Below are 16440 nucleotides of genomic sequence, written 5' to 3' on the forward strand. Positions count from 1 at the left end.
GCGCCGTGCGTGGCCAAGGCCATGTGCGCCGGACGCACCGGCGCACGTGCCCATTCAGGCGACTCAGGCCGCAACCAGCGCCGGCAGCTGCGTCGGCGTCTGCGCCAGCACATCGGCGCCGGCCTGGCGCAGTTCCTCGGCATCGCCGAAGCCCCACAGCACGCCGATGCTGCGCATGCCGTGGTGGCGCGCACCGTCGATGTCCATGCGCCGGTCGCCGATCATGCGGCATTGCGCCGGCACGACCGCGAGCCGCCGCAGCGCCTCGGCGATCAGGTCCGGCTTGGCCCGGCGCGCGCCGTCGTCGCTGGCGCCGACGATCTCCTCGAAGCGAGCGCCGAACGGCAACTGCTCGACGATGCGCCGCGCGAAGCGCTCGTTCTTCGAGGTCACCACCGCCAGGCGGTGGCCGGCCGCGGCGATCGTCTCCACCGCCGCGCCGATGTCCGGGAACACCGTGTGCTCGCGCCAGCCGTGGCTGTCGTAGCGGCTGCGGTACAGCGTCAAGGCCTGCTCCACCAGTGCCGCATCGCCGCCGAAGTGCTGCTGGAAGCTGTCGCGCAGCGGCGGGCCGATCCAGGCGCGCAACTGCGCCGGGGTCGGCAGCGGCTGGCCCAGTTCGGCGAAGGCATGGCGCAGGCTGCCGACGATGCCGGCCTCCGAATCGACCAGGGTGCCGTCTAGGTCGAAGAACAGGACGTCGGCGGCGCTCACGCGCCGCGCGCCTGCAGCGCGGCCACCGCCGGCAGGGTCTTGCCTTCCAGGAACTCCAGGAATGCGCCGCCGCCGGTGGAGATGTAGCTGACCTGCTCGGCGATGCCGTACTTGTCGACCGCGGCCAGGGTGTCGCCACCGCCGGCGATGGAGAACGCCGACGAGGCGGCGATCGCCCGCGCCAGGGTCTCGGTGCCCTTGCCGAAGGCGTCGAACTCGAACACGCCGACCGGGCCGTTCCAGACCACGGTGCCGGCCTTGGCGATCAGCTCGGCGTAGTGCGCGGCGGTCTGCGGGCCGATGTCCAGGATCAGGTCGTCGTCGGCGACGTCGGTGACCGCCTTCACCGTGGCCTCGGCGTCGGGCATGAACTGCTTTGCCACCACCACGTCGCTGGGCAGCGGGATCGCCGCGCCGCGCGCGTTGGCGTCGGCGACGATCTTGCGCGCGGTGTCCAGCAGGTCCGGTTCGCACAGCGACTTGCCCACCGCGTGCCCGGCGGCGGCGATGAAAGTGTTGGCGATGCCGCCGCCGACGATCAGCTGATCGACCTTGTCCACCAGGTTGGACAGCAGCTCCAGCTTGGTCGAGACCTTGCTGCCGGCGACGATCGCCAGCAGCGGCTTGGCCGGCTGTTCCAGCGCCTTGGCCAGCGCGTCCAGCTCCGCCATCAGCAGCGGGCCGCCGGCGGCGACCGGCGCGAACTTGATCACGCCATGGGTGGAGGCCTGCGCGCGGTGCGCGGTGCCGAAGGCGTCCATCACGAACACGTCGCACAGCGCCGCGTACTTCTTCGCCAGCGCCTCGTCGTCCTTGCCCTCGCCGACGTTCATGCGGCAGTTCTCCAGCAGCACGATCTGCCCCGGCTGCACCTCCACGCCATCGACCCAGTCGCGGATCAGCGGCACGTCCACGCCGAGCAGCGCGGCCAGGCGGATCGCCACCGGCTCCAGCGAGTCCTCCTGGGTCCACACGCCTTCCTTGGGCCGGCCCAGGTGCGAGGTCACCATCACCGCCGCGCCCTGTTCCAGCGCGTGCTTGAGCGTCGGCACCGAGGCCAGGATGCGCTGCTCGGAGGTGATCAGGCCATTGTCGATCGGCACATTCAGGTCTTGCCGGATCAGCACGCGCTTGCCGGACAGGTCGAGATCGGTCATTCGCAGGATGGACATGTAAGTGCTCGCTTTCGTGGGGTTGCAAAGGGAAAACCGCGCCATCGGTGCAGTGTCGGCGTCGGCATCGTAACGTCGGGTGCAGGAGCGCCGGCCGATCGCCGCAGCGGCGAAACCCCCATTGTCCGGCGTCGGCCGCACAGCGGCAAATCGGTGCATTGACGCGCGCACGGCGCAGCGTGCGCGCGATCGCCGTCCTGCGGGTCAGCCCGCGCCGTCGGCGGCGGCGGGTTTGCGCAGCAGGCTCAGCGCGAAACCGAGCACCAGCAGCGCGCCGCCGATCAGCAGCGCCCACAGCAGCCAGGTCTTCCAGTCGCGCGGCGGTGACGGTGCCTGCAGCGCCGCGGCTCCCGCCAAGGGTTGCGCCGCGCCGAGGCTGGCGGTGGCCGGCGTCCATTGCGGCCCGCGCTGGGTATGCAGGGCCTGCAATGCGGCGGCCAGCGGCGCCGGCGCACGCTGGGTGCGCGCACTGCCGGCGGCCAGCGCATAGGGCGGCGCGCCCTGCGCCAGGAACACCAGCGTTTCCGGCTGGTAGCCCAGGCGCAGCGCCGGCCGCTGCCGGCCCGGATCCTGCGCCGCCAGCAGCCGCCAGTAGCGGTCGCGCACCGGCGCGGTCAGCGCCTGCGGCGGCGAACGACTGCCGCCACCGACCTGGTAGGCCAGCCACGGACCGGCGCGATCCTGCCAAGGCGCCTCGGCGCTGTCGCGGCTCTGCACGCGCCATTCGATCGCGTTGTTGCCGGGCAAGGCGATATCGATGCGCGTCACCGGATAGCGCCCGGGCGACACGAACGCATAGCTGTGCTGCGCAGGATCGCTGCTCGCCGCGTCCAGTTGCTGCCAATGCCAATCGGCGGCGACCGGTGCCGGCGCCAGTTCGGCCTCCACCCCGGTCAACGGCGGCGCGCCGGCACCGGCCAACGGCAGCAGGCGCAGATAGCGCACTTCGCGGCCGATGGGGATGCGCAGCTGCTGCAGGCGGTGCCCCTGATTGCTGAGGTCGACCAGGGTCGCCTCGTCCACCACCACCTCCCAGTCGCGCAGATCGTCGCTGCCCTCGACGCGGTAGCGGGCCTGCTGCGGCTGCGCGGCGGCGGCCCATTGCAGCGACAGCGCGCGCAGTGGCGCGTGCAGTGCGCTGGCATCGACCAGCCAGCCGGCAGCCGCTGCGTCGCTGGCGCCGCCCGCCACGCGGGTCTGGATGCGGCGCACGCTGCCGTCGCGGTCACGCTCAGCGATCAGTTCCAGGTCCGCTGCGCGCCCGTCGCGCGCGGCCGGCAACGGAAACCACGGCAATGGCTGCCGGCGCGGCGCGGTCTCGGCCTGCTCGGCGGCGAACAGCGCGGACGGCAGCGGATCGCCCGCGGCATTGAACACCTCCACATCGCCCAGCGAGGCACGCTGCGCGCTGCGGTAGACCGCATCGTCGAGTTGCACGCGATAGGCGCCGGCATCGGCGTCCTGCAGGGTCAGCGGCCACTGCTGGGCGTAGTCGTCGCGCTGGCTGGCGGCGAACGCGCACAGCGGCAACCCGGCCAGCAACAACGGAAACAGCGCACGTCGGATCATGGGATGGCCTCCTCGGCCGGTTCGGCGGCGCGCGGCGGTGCCGGCGCCAGATAGCCGACCACCGTACACAACAGCCCGTACGCGATGAACGAGGCGATGCCGGCGACGTTGCCGAGATTGCCGCGATCCACCAGCAACAGCTTGCCCAGCACCACCGCCATCAACACCGCGCCGGCCAGCCACAGGCCGCGCTGGCCGCGGCGCGAGCCCAGCACCCAGCCGAGCACGCCCAGCACGCTCCAGACCACGGTCAGGCTGGTCTGCGCCACGCCATCGCCGAGCACGCCAGGCCACGGCACCGCCGCCCAATAGTGCACCGCATGCAAGGTGACGCTGGTGATCCACAGGAAGCCGGCAGTGGCCAGCAGATGGGTGCGCCACGGGCGCAGCAGGGCCGGCAGTTCGGGGCTGCGGGTCCAGCGTACGCCCAGGACCAGCAGCGCCAACTGGCTCAGTTCCAGCGGATTGAGCAACGGCACCCAGGGCAACGGCGCGCTGCTGCCGGTCAGGCCCAGGCTGTACAGCCAGGCCACCGTGAGCAGCCCGAAGTAGGTGCTCTGCAGCGCGCTGCGGCACGGCGCGAAGGCCGTGCCCAGCGGCGCCGCCAGCCAGTTCCAGCGCCACAGCGACAGCGCCGTCGCCAGCAACCAGGGCGCCAGCAACAGCATCCAGCGCCAGCCGGCGGCGAGGTCGCTGTGCAGCGCGATCCAGGTGCACAGCAGCCCGACCACGGTGGGCCACACCAACCACCACACGAACTGCGCCGCGCGCGCCACGCCGCCCCCGCTGTCGCGCAGGCACAGCAGGCTGCGCACGCCGAGCACCGCGAACAGCGCCCAGGCCCAGGCGCCATGTCCGGCGAACGGCTGCCCGTGCGCATCGGCCTGCCAGGCCGCCAGCGGCAACGCCAGCGCCAGGCCGCCCAGCGTGGTCGCGGCCAGCGCCGGCGCCGGCCAGCGCCGCTGCGCTTCGGCCGCGAGCCAGCCGCTGACCGCCGCCCAGGCCAGCAACACGTCCGGCCGCGCGTCGGCGGCGGCGAAGCGCAGGATCTCGGCGACGCCGATCCCGCACCACCAAGCCAGCCCCCACAGGTAGTAGCCCAGCGCCGGCATGGCGGCGCGCGCGCGGCGATAGCACCAGGCGCTGGCGAAGCCGGCCAGGGCCAGCAGCAGCGCGCTCATGCAGGTGGCATTGGCCACGGCCTGGCTGTCCTGCACCGCCGCATCCAGGCCCAGGGTGAAGCCCAACGCGGCCGCCATCTGTAATCCGGCGCCGCTGAGCTGCGGCAGCCAGCGCCGCTGGCGCAGGCCCAGCCACACCAGCGCCGCCCCCTCCAGCGCGAACACGCTCGCGGTGGCCCGCGCCGACAGCGCCAGCGGCACCGCCAACGTGGCGAAGCCCACCGCCAGCACCGCATACGCCTGCCCCAGCAGGGCGAAGCGCGCGCGCCGGATCAGCGCCGCGGCCAGCAGCGCATAGAGCGCCGCCAGAGCCAACGCGCACAAGGCCAGCGGCAGGCGCTCGCCACGCAACAGGCCGGCCTGCAGCGAGAACGCGATCAGCGGCGTGCCGAACAGCAGGCTGCCGTCGACCAGCGCGCTGCGCGCGGCCTGCTGCCGCCGCGCGTACAGGATCGGGATCAGCAGGTAGAAGGCGAAGAACAGCAGCAGGAACGGCTCGGTGCTGACGAACTTCTCCGGCCGGTACTGCAGCACGCCCCACAGCGTGCCGATGCCGAAGGTAAAGCCGAACCCGAGCAGGTTCAGCACCCGCCACGGCCGGTACCAGGCGATCGCGAACACCGCCGCGTTGAGCAGCGCGTAGTAGGAGAACAGCGCCACATGGTTGCCGCTGCCGGTGGACAGCCACAGCGGCGCGAGGAAGCCGGCCAGCGTGCCCAGCACCGCCAGGGTGCGCGATTCCTGCGCCACCGCCAGCACGCACATGCCCGCGACCAGGGCGATGCTCAGCGCCAGCGCCGCCCCGGCCGGGATCAGCCCGGACAGCTTGAACGCGGCGAACACGGTCAGCAGCAACACGCCGATCGCCCCGCCCTGCAGGGCCAGCGCGAAGCTGCGCTTGCGCGTGCGCTGGCGCCAGCCGAACGCCAGGCCCGCCAGCGACGCGGCGGCGATGCCGGCGTAGCGCAGCTCGATCGGCATGCGCAGCCAACCCTGGTCGCCGGCGTACTTGAGCAGCGCGGCGACGCCGGCCAGCAGCACCAGCATGCCGATCTTCACCGGCACGTTGCCCTCGGTGAACCAGCGCTTGACCCCGCTCACCAACCGCTCGATCGGGTCAGGCCGGTGCGGGGCGGCGATCGCGGCCGCGGCGCTGGCGCGCGCCTGCGCTTGCGCTTGCGCTTGCGCCTGTTGTTGCTCGGCGCGCTCGACCGCGGCGGCCAGCGTCGCGAAATCGTTGGTGTGCTGCGGCGTCGGCAAGGGCGGCGGCAGTGGCGGCGGCGCGCTAGCCTCCTCCACGACAAGGGGCGGACGTGCGGGCTCGGACGACACTTCGTTCGGCGCATCCTCGGCCTGCGTCTCGGCATCGACGGCGGATTCCGTGTCCCCGTCCGCGGCCGCAGGACCGGCCCAGGCCGTCGCAGGCGCCACCGGGGCGGCCGCCATCCGCGCGACCTGCGCCTCCAGCGCGGCAAGCCGCTGGCGCAGGCGCGACTGCCCGACCAGGGCCACGATCAACAGCACCGGCATCGCCAGCACCGCCAACACCACCAGCACGACCAACATCTCCATTCGACTCGCATCTCCACGGCGGTGGCGCGGCGCCTGTGACGCGCACCAGGTGTCCGGCGGCGCCGGACCTGGCGCAGATGGTAGACGAGTTCGGTACCGGCATCGGCCAACAGGCGAGGCCGCAGCCCAGGCAGGGCAAGCCTCGGCGTTCCGACGAACGGTCTTCACACCGCCCTCAAGTCGATGAATGGACGGCCGCTACACCCCTTACCGCGTCGTCCGTCTGCTGTTCCCTCCCACCCCACCGGCAGCATGAATGAACCTACCCGCTCACCCCGCCGAAACGGGGATCGATGACCATATCCGCGCCGTCGTCGGCCTCTCCGACCAATTGCTCGGCCAACTGCGCCGCTCCTTGCAGGGCATCGACGCGATCAACCGCACCACCCACATGATCTCGATGAACGCGCGCATCGAATCGGCGCGCATCGGTGCCGCCGGACGCGGCTTCAGCGTCATCGCGCAGGAAATGGACGGGCTGTCGCGGCGCGTGGCCGAGGCCACCCAGGACCTGGACAAGGTCGCCGCGCGCACCAGCGCGGAGATGCGGCAGACGCTGAGCCGGCTGCAGGACGACGTGCGCCGCACGCGGCTCAGCGAACTGGCCCTGAGCAACATCGACCTGATCGACCGCAACCTCTACGAGCGTAGTTGCGACGTGCGCTGGTGGGCCACCGACGCCGCGGTGGTGGCGGCAGCGCGCACCGACAGCGACGCCGAGGCGCTGGCCTACGCGTCGCGGCGCATGGGCCAGATCCTGGATTCGTACACGGTCTACTTCGATTTGATCCTGGCCGGCAGCGATGGCCGCATCCGCGCCAACGGGCGGCCGCGGCAGTTCGCCTCGGTCGGCAGCGACGTCTCCACGCAACCGTGGTTCGAGCAGGCCATGCGCACCCGCAGCGGCGAGGACTTCAGCTTCCAGGGCGTGCACGCCAGTGCGCTGGCCGATGGCGAGCGGGTCCTGGTGTACGCGTGCACGGTCCGCGAGGGCGGCCGCATCGATGGCCGCGTGCTGGGCGTGCTGGGCATCGTGTTCCGCTGGGACGCGCTGGCGCAGACGATCGTGCAGCGCACGCCGCTGTCCGAATCCGAATGGGGCCGCAGCCGGGTCTGCATCGTCGACGCGCAGGGCCAGGTGCTGGCCGACTCGGCCGGGCGCATGCTGCAGGACCGGATCGACTTCGACGGCCGCGACGCCTTGTTCAAGCAGCCCCGCGGCGCCGTGCTGATCGACCTGGACGGCCGGCCGCACTGCATCGGGCATGCCGCCTCGCCCGGCTACGAAACCTACCGCACCGGCTGGCACTCGCTGATCCTGCAGGCCCTGTAGCGCGCCCACGCCGCACTGGCGCCATGCCCAAAAAGCGGCAGCGGATCACGGGGCAACACCTGCCCCGTCGACCCGCTGCGTGCGCAGCGGCATGCCGCATGGCGGTCGCGATCCCGCCATCGGCCCTGCCGACAGGAGCGTCGTCGTTGCCTGAATGCCGCTGCGCGCTGTATTGACGACGTCATTTGGCCATGCCTAAGCTCGTTGCGCCGCGCTGAAGCCGTACCGACGCGTCTCGACGCGACCGGTGCCCTCTGGATTGCAGACGCCACTTCCCAGGTAAACGGACATGACCATGAAACCCTTTCGCACCCTGCTGATCTCGGCCATGCTGGCCGCGTCCTTCGCCGCTCCCGCCCTGGCCGAAAAGGTCGACAATCCGGAGCTCTACACCCCCGATGCGGTGAAGAAGAACATCGTCATCGGCAAGACCACCAAGGAGCAGGTGCGCGCGATCTATGGCGAGCCCAAGCACGTTTACAGGACATCCGGAAAGGAAGGCGGTTATGAAAAGTCGTGGACCTACCGGCCGGGCGAGTCGCACGGCGAAAAGATCCGCGGGACGGCAACCACCGTACTGAAGCGCATGCTGCCCGGTTACTACACCGGTCAGGCGGTCAACGAAGCCCAGGATCACGGCGTCGGCGCGCGCAACGTCAAATCCTACGACCTGGAAGTGGAATTCGACGCCAATGGCGTCGTCACCGATTACAAGCAGAGCGAAAGCAACGTCTCCAAGGACGCGCTGTAACGGCGAGCGGATGGCGGCGGCGCGGATCGCGCCACTTCCATCCCGTTGCATCCACGCCGACGTCGCGGCGGGCAAGTCCCTCGCAGCACAGCCACAAAAAAGGAGCGCCGAAGCGCTCCTTTTTTGTTTGCATGCGTTCGCGATGGCGTGTGCAGCGTGCCAACGGCGGCGGACTGCAGCGGTCGCTGCCGCACAAGACCGCGCCGCCCGCCACCGGCGGACGACGCGCGGCAGCTTACTTCGCCACCACCTTGACCATTTCCAGGCACTTGTTGGAGTAGCCCCACTCGTTGTCGTACCAGGACACCAGCTTGACGAAGGTGCCGTCCAGGGCGATGCCGGCATCGGCGTCGAAGATGGAGGTGCGCGCGTCGCCGCGGAAATCGGTGGCGACCACCTTGTCCTCGGTGTAGCCGAGGATGCCCTTCAGCGCGCCTTCGCTCTGCGCCTTCACCTCGGCACAGATCTCGGCGTAGGTGGCCGGCTTCTCCAGTTCCACGGTCAGGTCGACCACCGACACGTCCGAGGTCGGCACGCGGAAGCTCATGCCGGTGAGCTTCTTGTTCAACTCCGGGATCACCACGCCGACCGCCTTGGCCGCGCCGGTGCTGGACGGAATGATGTTCTCCAGGATGCCGCGGCCACCGCGCCAATCCTTGTTGCTCGGGCCGTCCACGGTCTTCTGCGTGGCGGTGGCCGCGTGCACGGTGGTCATCAGGCCGCGCTTGATGCCCCACTTGTCGTTGATCACCTTGGCCAGCGGCGCCAGGCAGTTGGTGGTGCAGCTGGCGTTGGAGACGATGGCCTGGCCGGCGTAGGTGCTGTCGTTGACGCCGTACACGAACATCGGCGTGTCGTCCTTCGACGGCGCCGACAGGATCACCTTCTTGGCGCCGGCGTCCAGGTGCTTCTGCGCGGTTTCCTTGGTCAGGAACAGGCCGGTGGACTCGATCACCACGTCCACGCCGACCTCGCCCCACTTCAGCGCCGCCGGATCGCGTTCCTGGGTCAGGCGGATCTTCTTGCCGTTGACCAGCAGATGATTGCCCTCGACCGACACCTCCGCCTGGAAGCGGCCGTGCACGGAGTCGTACTGCAGCATGTAGGCCAGATAATCCGGCTCGAGCAGGTCGTTGATGGCGACGATCTCGATGTCGCTGCCGAAATTCTGCACCGCCGAGCGCAGCACGTTGCGCCCGATGCGACCGAAACCGTTGATGCCGACCTTGATTGCCATTTCAGTAGCTCCTGCGGCCGCGCCTGGCGCGGCGGATGGAAGGGGAACCGCATTCTAGCAGGCCGGCCGCGCCACGCCGGATACGCCGGTTTGATCAGGATCAAGGCGGCGTATGGCCGCGCGCCGGACACTGCGCCCACACCCAACCGAGACTCCACCATGCGCACCACCTCCCCCCTCCTGCTCACCGGCCTGGCCGCCGCCCTGACCCTGTGCGCCCTGCCGGCGCTGGCGCAGTCGCAAGGCGACTGGACCGTCGGCATCGGCGCCCACCAGGTCAATCCGAAGTCCGACAACGGCACGCTGGCCGGCGGCACCCTGCCGCTGCGCATCGACAGCAACATCCGCCCGACGGTGACCTTCGAGTACTTCGTGCACCAGGACCTGGGCGTGGAAGTGCTGGCCGCGCTGCCGTTCGAGCACGACATCAGCGTCAAGGGCGTGGGCAAGGTCGGCAGCACCAAGCACCTGCCGCCGGTGGTGTCGCTGCAGTACCACTTCAACAGCGCCGGCAAGGTCTCGCCGTTCGTTGGCGCCGGCATCAACTACACCACCTTCTTCAGCGAGAAGACCACCGGCGCGCTCGCCGGCAGCAAGCTCAAGCTGGACGACTCCTGGGGCCTGGCCGCGCACGCCGGCGTGGATTTCGCACTCACCGAGAAGTCGGCGCTGCGCGTGGACCTGCGCTGGATCGACATCGACAGCAAGGTCAAGGTCAACGGCAGCGACCTGGGCACCGCGCACATCGATCCGCTGGCGTACGGCCTGGCCTACGTGATGAAGTTCTGAAACGGGCGCCGGCGCCGCTGCCAACTGCGGCGCCGGTGGCCACACGGTCGGCGCCGCGCGTCGCAGCGGCGCCATCGCGCGCGGCGGCCCAGGCCGACGCGGCATGCCGCAAGCGGCAGCCCCGGCGCGCAGCGCGTCCGCGGCGCTTCTCTGGCAGACTACGCGCCACACGGATGTGGATCGGCGCCCGCTGGGCCGACACGGGGTTCGCATCCGCCCACTCGTCGTCCACCGGGGTCCCCCATGCCGCCACGCCTGTTCCGTCGCCTCGCCGTCGCCGCCCTCGCCAGCATTGCCCTGCCCGCCGCGGCGCAATCGGCCGGCCATTTCACCACCAGCTACGGCCTGCACGGCATGGTGCCGGGGTCGTCCAACGGCACGCTGCGCGGCAGCGATCAGCGCTTCGACGCCGACGTCGCGCCGGCCGTGTCGTTCACCTACGAATACTTTTTCCGCGGCAATCTGGGCCTGGAGATGCAGGGCCTGGTCGGTCAGCAGAAGATCGGCGTGGACCGCGGCGGCGATATCGGCAGCGCCTGGATGCTGTCGCCGACCATCTCGCTGCAGTACCACTTCAACGGCAACGGCGACATCTCCCCGTTCGTCGGCGCCGGCCTCAACTACACCGCCTTCCTCGGCAGCGACGGCAAGGGCGCGTTCGCGTCCAACGACGTGAAGTTCAAGGACAGCATTGGTCCGGCGCTGCATGCCGGCGTGGATTTCGCGGTCGGCGAACGCAGCGCGATCCGCGTGGATGCGCGCTGGACCGGCATGCGCAGCGACGTGGAGGTGGACGGCAGCACGCTCGGCAAGGCCAAGCTCGATCCGGTCACCTACGGCGTCGCGTATCTGATGTATTTCTGAGCCTGCGGCCGGGTCGTGTCCTCGGACGCGGCTCGGCGCGGTCGGCGACGCCGTCTGGTACCGGCGTCCGCCGTGCTGAGCGGCAACGCAACAGACCTGACGCGCGTCATGGCCGCGTCGTCGGCGCCGGCTAGAATCGGCGCATGAAAATCTCTCCCTTCGTTTGCACCGCGCTCGCCGCAGCCCTCGCCGCTGCGCCGTCCGCCGCCTTCGCCTGGGGCCCGCTGGGCCACCGCCTGGTCGCCGATCTCGCCGACACCCAGCTCACCCCGCAAGCCCGCGCGCAGGTCCGCACCCTGCTGCAGGGCGAACCCGACCCGACCCTGGCCGGCGTCGCCAACTGGGCCGACCAGCTCCGCGAACACGATCCCGACCTGGGCAAACGCAGCGCGCGCTGGCATTACGTCAACCTGGCCGAGAACGACTGCCACTACGAGCAGACCCGCGACTGCCCGGACGGCAACTGCGCGGTCGAGGCGCTGCGCCGCCAGGCCGCGATCCTCGCCGACCGCAGCCAGCCGCAGGCCGCGCGTGCGCAGGCGCTGAAGTTCGTCGTGCATTTCGCCGGCGACGTGCAGCAGCCGCTGCATGCCGGCTACGCCCGCGACAAGGGCGCCAACACCGTGCAGATCCAGTTCGAGGGCAAGGGCAGCAATCTGCACTCGCTGTGGGACAGCGGCCTGCTGCGCAGCCGCGGGCTGGATGAACAGGCGTACCTGGCCGAACTGGAAAAGCAGCCGTTGCCTGTGCCCTCGCCGGCAGGCAGCGCACTGCCACCGCCGGCCGCGGCGTGGGCCGAGGCCTCCTGCAAGATCATGATGCGTCCGGGCTTCTATCCGCCCGGCGCCACGCTGCCGGCCGATTACGTGACGACCTGGCGCCCGGTCGCCGAGGCGCAGTTGCGCCAGGCCGGTGCCGACCTGGCGGCAACCTTGAACGCGGCGCTGGGCAAGTAAGCTCGGCGCAGAGCGCAGGAGCGGTTTCGGCCGCGATGGGCTTTCCTGGGCAAGCCCATCGCGGCTGAAGCCGCTGCTACGAGAGCGTTACGCAGAATTCAACTGCGCGCGCGTCCAGCGCACGATCTCGGCGGTGCCGATGGCGCCGCTGTGTCGGCCGAGTTCGCGGCCCTGGCGCAGCAGGATCAGCGTCGGGATGCTGCGAATGCCGAAGCGCCCGGCCAGCGCCGGCTGCGCGTCGCTGTCGAGCTTGCCCAGGCGCAGCCGCGGCTCGAGGTGCGCGGCCGCGGCGGCGAAGTGCGGGGCCATGGTCCGGCACGGACCGCACCACGGCGCCCACACATCCACCAGCAACGGCAGCTCGCTGCGCTCGGCGTGCGCGGCAAACGTCTCGGCGGTCAGCGTGACCGGTGTGGCGTCGAACAAGCCGCGATGGCAGCGCCCGCATTGCGGCGCGTCCGCCAGTTTCGCCTCCGGCACCCGGTTGAGCGCGGCGCAGTGCGGGCAGGCGACATGCAGCGGCGTGGTCATGCGCCGGCCTCGATGCTCTTGTCGCCGAGCAGCACGGTGCCTTGCGCATCCTTGACCGTGACCTGCACGTCGATGCCCTGGCGCACGCTCTGGGTGACCACGCAGAACTGCTCGAACTGGGCCAGGATCCGCTCCAGCTGCGCATAGTCCTGGTTGGCGCCGGGCAGTTGCAGTTCCACCGAGGCCTGCGGAATGCGCCAGAACCCCTCCGGATTGCGCATCGGCGTGGCGGTGATGTGCGCGACAACGCCGGCCGGATCGTTCTTGTACTTGCGCATCGCGAACAGCAGGCTGGCGGCCAGGCAATTGGCGATGCCGGCCAGCAGGATGCGCGTGGGATTGGGGCCGCGCTCCTGCCCCAGCGGCGCGGTTTCGTCGCTCAGCCAGGGCTCCAGCGCGGTTTCGTCGAAGCGAATGCGGAACGCGAAGTCCGTGTCCTGCTCCAGGGTGACGCGGATCGGATCGCCGATGGGCATGGTGGAAACTCCACTTCGCAGAAAGGGATTTCGACTCTACGCCGGCACCGGTAACGGCGTGTGGACGCAGCGTCGTGCTCACGCAGCCGCTTCGCGCCGTGCCAGCGGGTAGTACAGCAACGGGATGACCAGCAGGGTCAGCGCCGTGCTGACCAGGATGCCGAACAACAGCGCCACCGCCAGGCCATTGAAGATCGGATCGTCGAGGATGAACAGCGCACCCAGCATCGCCGCCAGGCCGGTCAGCACGATCGGCGGTGCGCGCACCGCACAGGCCTCGATCACCGCCTGTTCGGCGCTGCGCCCCTGCGCCAGGGCATGACGGATGAAGTCCACCAGCAGGATCGAATTGCGCACGATGATGCCGGCCAGGGCGATCATGCCGATCATGCTGGTCGCGGTGAATTGCGCGCCGAGCAGGGCATGGCCCGGCATCACTCCGATCACCGTCAGCGGAATCGGCGCCATGATCACCAGCGGCAGCAGATAGCTGCGGAACTGCGCCACCACCAGCAGATAGATCAGCAACAGGCCCACCGCGTAGGCGATGCCCATGTCGCGGAAGGTCTCGTAGGTGATCTGCCATTCGCCGTCCCATTTCACTGCGAAGTCGGCGGTGTCGGTCGGCGGTGCGATGAAATGCTGCTGCAGCGCCTGCCCATCGAGCCGGTGGCTGCGCAGTTGCCCGACCAGGTCGAACATGCCGTACAGCGGGCTGTCCAGGCGCCCGGCTTCGTCGCCGGTGACGTACACCACCGGCCGCAGGTCCTTGTGCGCGATGCTGTCGTCCCAGGGCAGGCGTTGCACCGCGACCAGTTCCGACAGCGGCACCAGTTGCCCATCGCCGCCGCGCACGCGCAGCGCCAGCAGGCGTGCGCTGGCGGCCTGCGCTGCGCCCGGCAGGCGCAGCCGCACCGGCTGTGCCACCTTGGACGTGCCATCGTGCAGCCAGGTGACGTCCAGACCCTGCACCGCCGTGGCCAGGGCATCGGCGATGGAAGCCTGGCTCACGCCCAGGCGCGCGGCGCGCACGCGGTCGACCACCAGCGTTTCGCGGGTGGCCGCACTCTCCACGCTGGTGTCGACATCGACCACGTTCGGCGTGCGCAGGAAGCGTCGCTCCAGCGCCAGGGCGAGCTGGCGGCTGCGCGGATAGTCCGGCCCGTACACCTCGGCCACCAACGGTGACAGCACCGGCGGCCCCGGCGGCACCTCCACCACCTTCAGCGACGCGCCATGCCGGCGTGCGATCGCCGCCAGCGGCGGCCGCAGCGCGCGGGCGATGGCATGGCTGTGGCGCGTGCGCTGGTGTTTGTCGACCAGGTTCACCTGCAGGTCGCCGACGTTGTTGCCGCTGCGCAGGAAGTACTGCCGGACCAGGCCATTGAAGTTGACCGGCGCCGAAGTACCGGCATAGCCCTGGTAGTCGTGCACCTCGGGCGTGCGGTCGAGCACGCCGGCCAACTCCACCAGCAACGCATCGGTCTCCTGCACGGTACTGCCTTCGGGCAGGTCGACCACGATCTGCAGTTCGGACTTGTCGTCGAACGGCAGCATCTTCAGCACCACCCATTGCAGCCCGACCAGGCCCACCGCAGCCAGCAGCAGTGCCGCGATGCCGGCGAACAGCCAGCCGCGCCGGCGCGCGCCGCGGCCCGGATCCAGGAACGGGTGCAGCAAGCGCCCGAACAGGCGCTGCAGGCGCGGCGGAGCGTCGCGCTCCGCCCCTGCCTGCGCGGCATGCGCCGGCACATGCCGCTTCAACAGCTTCAACGCCAGCCAGGGCGTCATTACCAGCGCGATCGCCAGCGACAGCAGCATGCCGACCGAGGCGTTGATCGGAATCGGCCGCATGTACGGCCCCATCAGGCCGCTGACGAAGGCCATCGGCATCAGCGCCGCGATCACGGTGAAGGTGGCGAGGATGGTCGGGCCGCCGACCTCGTCCACCGCCGGCGGAATCGCCTCGCGCAAGGTCTTGCCGCCGCCGCGCAGATGGCGGTGGATGTTCTCCACCACCACGATGGCGTCGTCGACCAGGATGCCGATGGAGAAGATCAGCGCGAACAGCGACACGCGATTGAGGGTGAAGCCCATCGCCCACGAGGCGAACAGCGTCAGCGCCAGGGTCAGTACCACCGCGCTGCCGACCACGATGGCCTCGCGCCAGCCCAGCGCAAACAGCACCAGCAGCACCACCGAGGCGGTGGCGAACACCAGCTTGTGGATCAGCTTGGCGGCCTTGGCCGCCGCGCTGGCGCCGTAGTCGCGGGTGACCTCGGCATGCACGCCCTGCGGCAGCAGTTCGCCGCGCAAGGCCTGCAGACGCGCGCTCACCGCGCGGGTGAGCGCCGAGGCGTCGCTGCCCGGCTTCTTGGCGATGGCCAGGGTCACCGCCGGCGCGCGCCCCTGCGCCGGGCCGCCGCGCGTGGGTGGCGTGCCGTACCACACGTAGGCCGTGGGCAGGTCGGCACCGGCCTGGATCTGTGCCACATCGCGCAACTGCAGCGGCCGGCCGTCGTGCACGCCGATCACCAGCTCGCGCACGGCATCGGCATCGGCCAGGAACCGCCCGGCACTGAGCGGCACCGCACGGCCGCCGCCGATGCGGTCGCCGAGCGGGCGCACCACGTTCGCCCCCTGCAGCGCCTGGCCGAGGTCGGCCACGGTGAGGTCGTAGGCGGCCAGCCGCGCCGGATCCAGCGTCACCGTGACCACCCGCGGCGGCGCGCCGATGCTGTAGATGTCGCGCGTGCCCGGCAGGCGCTTGAGGTCGGTCTCCAGGGTGCGCGCGATCGCGCCCAGGTCGGCGGCGCTGCGCTGCGGATCGTCGCTCCACAGGGTCACGCTCATCACCGGCACGTCGTCGATGCCCTTGGGCTTGACCAGCGGCGCGCTGGCGCCCATCTGCGTGGGCAGCACGTCCAGATTGGAATACACCTGGTTGTACAGGCGCACCAGCGCGGTCTGCCGCGGCACCCCGACCTGGAATTCGACGGTCAACACCGCCTGCCCGGGGCGGCTCACCGAGTACACGTGCTTGATGCCCTCGATCTCGTCGAGCTTCTGTTCCAGCGGCGTGCTCAACAGCTGTTCGACCTCGCGCGCATCGGCGCCCGGCAGCGACACGAACACGTTGGCCATGGTCACGTCGATCTGCGGCTCTTCCTCGCGCGGTGTGATCGCCACCACCGCCAGGCCGAGCAACAGGCCGAGCAGGGCCAGTACCGGCGTCAGCGGCTTGGCCTGAAAGAATGCCGCCAGGCGGCCGGACATCCCGAAACCGGTGGCCATC

13 protein-coding genes are annotated in these 16440 nt (G+C 70.5%); 5 read left to right on the forward strand and 8 right to left on the reverse strand.

Annotated features, from left to right (window positions below; genetic code table 11):
• Positions 1 to 63: 63 nt before the first annotated feature.
• The 4 genes from AC1PLR_RS15695 to AC1PLR_RS15710 all read right to left on the reverse strand — a co-directional run bounded on the left by AC1PLR_RS15695 (position 64) and on the right by AC1PLR_RS15710 (position 6208).
• Positions 64 to 714, reverse strand: coding sequence for an HAD-IA family hydrolase (locus AC1PLR_RS15695; protein ID WP_481101588.1), 651 nt, complete (start codon positions 712 to 714; stop codon positions 64 to 66).
• Complete coding sequence (locus AC1PLR_RS15700) at positions 711 to 1886, reverse strand: phosphoglycerate kinase (protein WP_481101589.1); 1176 nt, start codon at positions 1884 to 1886, stop codon at positions 711 to 713. The genes AC1PLR_RS15695 and AC1PLR_RS15700 overlap by 4 nt, the downstream gene beginning before the upstream one ends.
• 204 nt (positions 1887 to 2090) lie before the next feature.
• Positions 2091 to 3455: a DUF3999 domain-containing protein gene (locus AC1PLR_RS15705; RefSeq protein WP_481101590.1), complete on the reverse strand. Its 1365-nt coding sequence runs from the start codon at positions 3453 to 3455 to the stop codon at positions 2091 to 2093.
• A complete protein-coding gene (locus tag AC1PLR_RS15710) occupies positions 3452 to 6208 on the reverse strand; it encodes a DUF2339 domain-containing protein (protein WP_481101591.1) in 2757 nt (918 codons plus the stop codon). The genes AC1PLR_RS15705 and AC1PLR_RS15710 overlap by 4 nt, the downstream gene beginning before the upstream one ends.
• A 256-nt stretch (positions 6209 to 6464) precedes the next feature.
• Between AC1PLR_RS15710 and AC1PLR_RS15715 the strand changes: the two genes are divergently transcribed.
• Together AC1PLR_RS15715 and AC1PLR_RS15720 are read left to right on the forward strand one after the other, a co-directional pair.
• A complete protein-coding gene (locus tag AC1PLR_RS15715) occupies positions 6465 to 7541 on the forward strand; it encodes a methyl-accepting chemotaxis protein (protein WP_481070472.1) in 1077 nt (358 codons plus the stop codon).
• A gap of 295 nt (positions 7542 to 7836) precedes the next feature.
• Positions 7837 to 8292, forward strand: coding sequence for a hypothetical protein (locus AC1PLR_RS15720; protein WP_481101592.1), 456 nt, complete (start codon positions 7837 to 7839; stop codon positions 8290 to 8292).
• Positions 8293 to 8527: 235 nt separating this feature from the next.
• Here the strand turns inward: AC1PLR_RS15720 and gap are convergent, their stop codons facing one another.
• On the reverse strand, positions 8528 to 9529 hold the full coding sequence (gap, locus tag AC1PLR_RS15725) for a type I glyceraldehyde-3-phosphate dehydrogenase (protein ID WP_371184736.1): 1002 nt from the start codon (positions 9527 to 9529) through the stop codon (positions 8528 to 8530).
• Positions 9530 to 9688: 159 nt separating this feature from the next.
• Between gap and AC1PLR_RS15730 the strand changes: the two genes are divergently transcribed.
• The 3 genes from AC1PLR_RS15730 (at position 9689) to AC1PLR_RS15740 (ending at position 12138) form a co-directional block, all read left to right on the forward strand.
• Positions 9689 to 10318: an OmpW/AlkL family protein gene (locus tag AC1PLR_RS15730; protein WP_481098773.1), complete on the forward strand. Its 630-nt coding sequence runs from the start codon at positions 9689 to 9691 to the stop codon at positions 10316 to 10318.
• 243 nt (positions 10319 to 10561) lie between these two features.
• Positions 10562 to 11182 carry an OmpW/AlkL family protein gene (locus AC1PLR_RS15735; protein ID WP_481101593.1) on the forward strand — a complete coding sequence of 207 codons (621 nt, stop codon included), beginning with the start codon at positions 10562 to 10564 and terminating at the stop codon, positions 11180 to 11182.
• Positions 11183 to 11325: 143 nt separating this feature from the next.
• Positions 11326 to 12138 carry a S1/P1 nuclease gene (locus AC1PLR_RS15740; protein ID WP_481101594.1) on the forward strand — a complete coding sequence of 271 codons (813 nt, stop codon included), beginning with the start codon at positions 11326 to 11328 and terminating at the stop codon, positions 12136 to 12138.
• An 87-nt stretch (positions 12139 to 12225) separates the two neighbouring features.
• On the opposite strand, the gene trxC is transcribed toward AC1PLR_RS15740, so the two are convergent.
• The 3 genes from trxC to AC1PLR_RS15755 all read right to left on the reverse strand — a co-directional run bounded on the left by trxC (position 12226) and on the right by AC1PLR_RS15755 (position 16439).
• Positions 12226 to 12669 (reverse strand): thioredoxin TrxC, encoded by a 444-nt coding sequence (gene trxC / locus AC1PLR_RS15745; RefSeq protein WP_481101595.1) that lies wholly within the window; start codon positions 12667 to 12669, stop codon positions 12226 to 12228.
• Positions 12666 to 13145 (reverse strand): OsmC family protein, encoded by a 480-nt coding sequence (locus AC1PLR_RS15750; RefSeq protein WP_019801935.1) that lies wholly within the window; start codon positions 13143 to 13145, stop codon positions 12666 to 12668. Before AC1PLR_RS15750 ends, trxC begins: the two co-directional genes overlap by 4 nt.
• A 78-nt stretch (positions 13146 to 13223) precedes the next feature.
• Positions 13224 to 16439 carry an efflux RND transporter permease subunit gene (locus AC1PLR_RS15755; RefSeq protein WP_481101596.1) on the reverse strand — a complete coding sequence of 1072 codons (3216 nt, stop codon included), beginning with the start codon at positions 16437 to 16439 and terminating at the stop codon, positions 13224 to 13226.
• Between the last annotated feature and the right edge of the window lies 1 nt (position 16440).

This window comes from Xanthomonas sp. NCPPB 3570 (genome assembly GCF_056725115.1).

Bases quoted from the DNA above. Each gene is read 5' to 3' on its own strand.
- AC1PLR_RS15710 (WP_481101591.1), bottom strand. From the start codon at position 6,208: ATGGAGATGTTGGTCGTGCTGGTGGTGTTGGCGGTGCTGGCGATGCCG.
- AC1PLR_RS15715 (WP_481070472.1), top strand. From the start codon at position 6,465: ATGAACCTACCCGCTCACCCCGCCGAAACGGGGATCGATGACCATATC.
- AC1PLR_RS15740 (WP_481101594.1), top strand. From the start codon at position 11,326: ATGAAAATCTCTCCCTTCGTTTGCACCGCGCTCGCCGCAGCCCTCGCC.
- gap (WP_371184736.1), bottom strand. From the start codon at position 9,529: ATGGCAATCAAGGTCGGCATCAACGGTTTCGGTCGCATCGGGCGCAAC.
- AC1PLR_RS15755 (WP_481101596.1), bottom strand. From the start codon at position 16,439: ATGGCCACCGGTTTCGGGATGTCCGGCCGCCTGGCGGCATTCTTTCAG.
- AC1PLR_RS15735 (WP_481101593.1), top strand. From the start codon at position 10,562: ATGCCGCCACGCCTGTTCCGTCGCCTCGCCGTCGCCGCCCTCGCCAGC.
- AC1PLR_RS15750 (WP_019801935.1), bottom strand. From the start codon at position 13,145: ATGCCCATCGGCGATCCGATCCGCGTCACCCTGGAGCAGGACACGGAC.
- AC1PLR_RS15730 (WP_481098773.1), top strand. From the start codon at position 9,689: ATGCGCACCACCTCCCCCCTCCTGCTCACCGGCCTGGCCGCCGCCCTG.
- trxC (WP_481101595.1), bottom strand. From the start codon at position 12,669: ATGACCACGCCGCTGCATGTCGCCTGCCCGCACTGCGCCGCGCTCAAC.
- AC1PLR_RS15720 (WP_481101592.1), top strand. From the start codon at position 7,837: ATGAAACCCTTTCGCACCCTGCTGATCTCGGCCATGCTGGCCGCGTCC.
- AC1PLR_RS15705 (WP_481101590.1), bottom strand. From the start codon at position 3,455: ATGATCCGACGTGCGCTGTTTCCGTTGTTGCTGGCCGGGTTGCCGCTG.
- AC1PLR_RS15700 (WP_481101589.1), bottom strand. From the start codon at position 1,886: ATGTCCATCCTGCGAATGACCGATCTCGACCTGTCCGGCAAGCGCGTG.